This is a genomic window from Streptomyces sp. NPDC005963 (assembly GCF_040638655.1).
GTDB lineage: Bacteria > Actinomycetota > Actinomycetes > Streptomycetales > Streptomycetaceae > Streptomyces.
Genome location: NZ_JBEXVD010000063.1, coordinates 1 through 5,565 on the forward strand (window position 1 = coordinate 1; position 5,565 = coordinate 5,565).

The 5,565-nt window shown below is 66.0% G+C and carries 5 protein-coding genes; 1 reads left to right on the forward strand and 4 read right to left on the reverse strand.

Features of this window, described 5'->3' with window-relative positions:
• From ABZ348_RS34400 to ABZ348_RS34415, 4 genes are all read right to left on the reverse strand, one after another.
• Positions 1–1,409: polyketide synthase (locus tag ABZ348_RS34400; protein ID WP_358939909.1), on the reverse strand; the 1,409-nt coding region annotated here is incomplete at its 3' end.
• A 219-nt stretch (positions 1,410–1,628) separates the two neighbouring features.
• Positions 1,629–2,366 carry a thioesterase domain-containing protein gene (locus tag ABZ348_RS34405; RefSeq protein ID WP_358939902.1) on the reverse strand — a complete coding sequence of 246 codons (738 nt, stop codon included), beginning with the start codon at positions 2,364–2,366 and terminating at the stop codon, positions 1,629–1,631.
• Positions 2,363–3,613: a cytochrome P450 gene (locus tag ABZ348_RS34410; protein ID WP_358939904.1), complete on the reverse strand. Its 1,251-nt coding sequence runs from the start codon at positions 3,611–3,613 to the stop codon at positions 2,363–2,365. The genes ABZ348_RS34405 and ABZ348_RS34410 overlap by 4 nt, the downstream gene beginning before the upstream one ends.
• Positions 3,610–3,858, reverse strand: a complete 249-nt coding sequence (locus ABZ348_RS34415) for a phosphopantetheine-binding protein (protein WP_358939906.1) — start codon at positions 3,856–3,858, stop codon at positions 3,610–3,612. Before ABZ348_RS34415 ends, ABZ348_RS34410 begins: the two co-directional genes overlap by 4 nt.
• Positions 3,859–4,410: 552 nt before the next feature.
• On the opposite strand from ABZ348_RS34415, the gene ABZ348_RS34420 reads away from it, so the two are divergent.
• Positions 4,411–5,247, forward strand: coding sequence for a putative nonproteinogenic amino acid hydroxylase (locus ABZ348_RS34420; protein ID WP_358939908.1), 837 nt, complete (start codon positions 4,411–4,413; stop codon positions 5,245–5,247).
• Positions 5,248–5,565: the final 318 nt, after the last annotated feature.

A 5,565-nucleotide genomic window follows, 5' to 3' on the forward strand; every position in this document is an offset into this window, starting at 1 on the left:
TGCAGTGCCGTGTGCGACTTCGCCGACACCAGCCAGGGCAGCGTTCCGTCGGTCGCCACCACCGGCTCCGACCCACCCCCGACGACAACACCCTCAGCCTCCGTCCATTCGCGCAGCACGACGTGGCAGTTGGTACCGCCCATGCCGAAAGAACTGGTACCTGCGATCAGTGGGCGGTCGGGCCGGGGCCAGGGAGAGAGGTCTTGCTGAAGGTGCAGACGCAAGTCTGCGAAGGCGATGTCGGGGTTGGGGGTGTCGAAGTTGAGGCTGGGCGGTAGCTGGCGATGCCAGATGCTGAGGATCGTTTTGAGGAGGCCGACGACGCCTGCCGCCCCCTCCAAGTGGCCGACGTTGGTCTTCACCGATCCGACGCGCAGGGGGGCGTCGGACGGCCGGTGGATGCCGAGTGCGGCACCCAGGGCCGACGCCTCGATGGGGTCGCCCACCCGCGTGCCAGTGCCGTGGAGCTCGACGTATTGGACGTCCTCGGGACGGGTTCCGGCGCGCTCGTGCGCGCGGCGGATCACCTCTTCTTGGGCGCGTGCGCTGGGCACAGTGAGGCCGGGCGTGGCGCCGTCGTTGTTGACGGCGCTGCCCTCGATGACGCAGTAGATCCGGTCTCCGTCGGCCACTGCCCGGGACAGGGTCTTCAGGGTCAGGTAGACGCCGCCTTCGCCACGCACGTAGCCGTTGGCCCGGGCGTCGAAGGTCCTGCACAGCCCGTCCGGGGACAAGCCTCCGAACTTGGTCGAGCCGATGGTGCTCTCCGGGGCGATCGCGAGGTTGACGCCGCCCGCGAGTGCGAGCGTGCAGTCCCCCGCGCGCAGGCTCTCCGCAGCCAGATGCACCGCCACCAGCGAAGAGGACTGGGCCGCGTCGACGGCGAGGCTGGGGCCGTTGAGGCCGAGCGTGTAGGAGAGGCGGTTGGCGATGATGCTGCGGTGGAGTCCGGTGACAGAGTGGCGGTCGATGCGCTGGGTGCCGTGCTTGTAGAGCCGGATCGCGTAGTCGTCCCAGATGGCTCCCACGAACACACCTGCGCGTGTCCCCGCGAGGTCTGCGGGGGCGATACCGGCGTCCTCCAACGCCTCCCACCCGAGTTCCAGCATCAGACGCTGCTGGGGGTCCATCATCGTGGCCTCGTTCGGGGTGATCCCGAAGAAGTCGGCGTCAAAGCCGGCGATGTCGTCCAGGAAGCCGCCACGCGTGGTCGTGATCTTGCCGGGGGCTGTGGCGTCGCGGTCGAGCAGCCGGCGCGCGTCCCAGCGGTTGGCTGGCACGTCGGTGATGCCGCTCCTTCTGTCGCGCAGCATTTCCCAGAAGGCGACGGGGTTCTGAGCCCCGGGCAGTCGGCAGGACACGCCTACGACGGCGATGGGTTCGCGAGCGGATGCCTCCGGCTCGTGCACCCCGTCGCGCGGTGTCTGCGCGTCACCGACGACGCGCGGCGAATGGGACCGGTGGTCGTCGGCGTCCTGCACCAGGGCCTCCCCAGACAGTGGCTAGAAGAAATGGTGTAGCCGCGAGTCATCCGCGGTCGATCGACTTGTGAGAACGGTTGTCGCTGTGGCTTCCGGGCTCGTTCATGCCCTCACGGGCGGCACCGGCACCGCAGGCCGCACAGTGCTTCAGCGCCACGAAGCCAGCAGCTTCAGCAGTTCTTCCGGCGCCTTGATGAAGTCGTGGTGTCCACCGTCGACAACCCGGAACTCGACCGAATCCGCGTATTGGCGCCATCCTTCAAGCTGGTCGAGACTCATCTCTGGGTCGTCCCGCCAGTGAAGTACGACGATGGGGCATCCGAGCACGATTGGCTCCGACCGCCGGTACTCACTCGCGGCGGCGAGGTCACGCAGCAGCACGGCCAGGCCCACATCGATCATGTCCGGCCGCGGCTCGATCCCCCGACCGCGGACGACCGACTCCAACTCGGCACGCAGTTCGGACTCGGTCATGGTGAGCATCCGGTCGCGCGAGACGTCGTGCGGTGCCGACTGCCTGGATACGAAGAGGCAGTCGGGCTGGCGCAGCCCCCGTTCGGCGAGCCTCACCGCAGTCTCGTACGCGGCCAGGGCACCCGCACAGTGCCCGAAGAACGCGAAAGGTCGGTCGAATCGCGGCACCAGTTGCTCGGCCAGGCTGGCCGCGAGGTTGCCGTAGGTGCCGTAGTGGGGCGCGGCTAGTCGGTTCTCGCGTCCTGGGAACTGCACCGGGCTGACCTCGACGTCGTCGATCGCGGCCGGCCAAGCGCTGAAGGCCGAAGCCCCGGACCCTGAGTAGGGGAAGCAGAAGAGTTGTGCGCGGTCATCTACGGACCGCGGCCGGACGAACCACGGCGACGTGGCGATGGCGTAGCCGGATGTCATGGCATCCTTCGTTTCTGGGCGACGATGGGAAGGTGGGTCATCCCGGCGATGAAGTACGACCGCAGGTGCTGCGGTTCGCCGGCGAGGTCGACCGATCCGAACCGCTGGGTCAGCTCCTCGAAGAAGATGCGCAGGGTCATCCGGGCCAGTGGGGCACCGATGCAGAAGTGCGCTCCGTACCCGAACGCCACCTGCCGTTTTGCGCCGCTGCGCGTGATGTCGAACCGGTGGGGGTCGGGGAACTGGACCTCATCGCGGTTGGCCGATCCGATCCAGGCGACGACCGCTCCCCGGGCCGGAACGGTGCCTCCGGCGATCTGCACGTCGTCCACCGAGTACCGCATGAAATTGCAGGCGGCAGAGGTCCAGCGCAACCCTTCCTCGACCAGGTTCGGGATCAGCGACGGATCGGCCTGTGCCTTCTCGAACTGCTCGGGCCGTTCGATGAGTGCCTGCACCGTGCCCGATACGGTGTGCGGCGTCGTCACGTTGGCGCCCAGCAGAATGCTGTAGCCGTCGAGGGCGATCTCCTCGTCGCTCAGCGGCGCGCCCCCTGGACGGACGCTCATGAGGTGATGGAGCAGGCTGTCGTCCTGGTGTTCGTCCGCCCGCTGCGTCTTGACCCATTCCTTGACGTAGGCGAGCAGTTCGTGGTGGGAGATGGCCAGGGTCGCGGCCTCGCTGCCCTGCGTGAAGTGCGGGTCCGAGGGTGCGGTCACCATGGCGGTCAGCTGGACGAGTTCTTCCCAGTCCTTTTCCGGTATCCCGAGGAGTGGGCCCGTGACCAAGGCGGGAAGGAGCAGCGCCCGCTCGGCTAGGTCGAAGGTCGCCCCGTGGAGCGCCGGTTCGAGGAAGCGCACGATCGTCCCGCGGACCTTGTCCTCCCAGGACTTCACCGCCCGCGCGGTGAGCTTGGTGCCGAGCGGTCTGCGGACCTCGGTGTGCCGGGGCGGGTCGGTGGACGTCATCAGTGTGCCAGCGGCGACGTCGTCCACTCCGAGGTGGGTGACGACGGTGCCGCGCTCCGAGGTGAACTCGCGATGGTCGCCGAGCACGCGGCAGACGTCCTCGTAGCGGGTGACGGACCAGAACTCCCGTCCGTCCGCCAGGACTTGGTGGTGCAGCGGGGCCTTCTCCCGCATGGCGTCCCAGATGGGGTGCGGATCGCCCGATGTGTAGAGGTCCAGGTCGAACAGGTCGATGCGATCGAGGTCGATGTCGCGCGCGGGACCCGGCGTCAACCTCACGACCTCACCCGCCCCTGCTCTATCAACTCTGCGACGCGCGCCGGAGTCTGTGCCAGGTAGAAGTCGCGTACGGACAACTCGACGCCGTAGTCCTGGGCCACTCGGCTGATGATCTTGATTCCGATCAGTGAGTTGCCTCCGATCGCGAAGAAGTCGTCGTGCGCCCCGACTTCATGGGGGGCCAGGTACTCCCCCCACAACGTCGAGACCTCCTGCACGAGTGACTCCGGCGTGCCGGAAGGCACACCTCTTCCCTCCGCAGCCTCGTCCTGCCCGCCTCGCTCCTGTACCTGCGGCGACGAATCCATAGCCAGCCTTTCCTTCTCTCCACCGAACGGGAGTGCCTGCCCACGTCATCACGGCCACTGAGGGACCTTCCCGTTGCCTGGTCGGCGAGATAGATCCTTGAATTGCTGAAAGGAGTCCGGGGGATTCTTCTGGGGAGTTCTCCACACCCGGGGGCCATTGCGAGCCAAGGTATTTGGCCGGGAAGCCCCGCACAAGAGTTCGCAGTCCGAATGCCCCGCGGAGTGCCGGTGTCCCGCCAACAGGACAGGAACTCGTCCCTTTCCGCTGGCCCGGTTGAGGGGGGATCCGCCCGCCGTGTCGTGCCTGTGGCACGTGCGGATTGGCCCGAATCGGGTCATCCGCTCAAGGATTGCTCAAGAAGTACTCAATGCCGACTAGTGGCCAGTGTCTGCGACGAAGCCGAAGAGGCTCCGAAGAGATACGGTGACGTACGGAAACAGCTTACTCGGCATGACGGTAAATTGGATTGTTGAAGGGGAGGGGCTTCCTTGCTCAAGTCACAAAGACTCGCGGTGCTGCCCATCGACTTATACGACCTGGATTCCGAACTCTCCGTCGTTGACGGTCATGAGTACGGAGGTGAGTACGATGCCTTCACCTTCGGCTCATGGTCGGCTCACGTGCTGGCCAACGGCAGCGGCGCGGACTCTGACACCTCCTTCCGCCCTCATGACGGCCGTATGGCTCTCACCGAACTGGGCAAGCAGTTGCCGGGCATCATGTCCCTGGTCACCGAGCACTTTCCCCTAGACCGGTTGCAGTGGGTCCGCATCTTCCGGGCCCATGACGCAATCCTCGCTCCGCACGTGGACTTTCTCGAATGGGCCGAACCAGGCGCCAGGCTGCAGATTCCGCTGCGCACCAGTGAGGAAAACCTCCACTCGGAGAACGACATCGTCTATCATCTCCGCCGTGGTGAGGTCTGGAAGATCCACACGACCGATCCGCATTCGACACGCAGCTCCGCCGAGGCGGCCCGTCTTTCCCTCTGCCTCGACTTTTCGGGATCGGACGATCCCATCGCCATTCGCAAGGGAATCCCAGCGACCGAGCCGATCCGAATCATCGAACGGCCCGAGGCGAGCGAAGCGGAACTCGAGAAACTCCTGGGGGTCGGTAGCCATTTCTCCCCGGAGTCCATGCGGTCAGAGTTCCGTCGATTCGCCGAGTTCCACTTCGAGCGACGCTCGCATGCGGCCACGACGTACGACTGGTACGAAGAGGCGGCGCGGCTCGCCGGGCATACAGAAATGGCTGCGAAAGCCCGAGCTTTCGGCACGTACTGCATCGAGAAGCGGGCCGAAGGGGAGACCTTCCTCTGGTGAGCGGTCTCGTCGGTTTCGGCCGGCGGCTCGTGGTGCCTGGGGACTCAGCGAACCAGCGGCACGGCGGTCCGCCCGCGGACCCTGATCGACCCGTGGATAGAACCACCCACACGGCTCGCTGAGTTGTGGTCGGCGGTGTTGTGAACGGGTGAAACGAACGTCTTCCAGCACGGCTCACACCTTCGCTATTCGGTCTTGCTAGGTACTGGTAGTCAGTGTTACGTTGTACCGGTACTCGCTGGCGCTGACTAGCTCGGGAAGGAGGTGTCGTATGGCCAGGTTGGAGACGGAGATGCTCAAGGGCACGTTGGAGGGCAT

Bases quoted from the DNA above. Each gene is read 5' to 3' on its own strand.
- ABZ348_RS34405 (WP_358939902.1), bottom strand. From the start codon at position 2,366: ATGACATCCGGCTACGCCATCGCCACGTCGCCGTGGTTCGTCCGGCCG.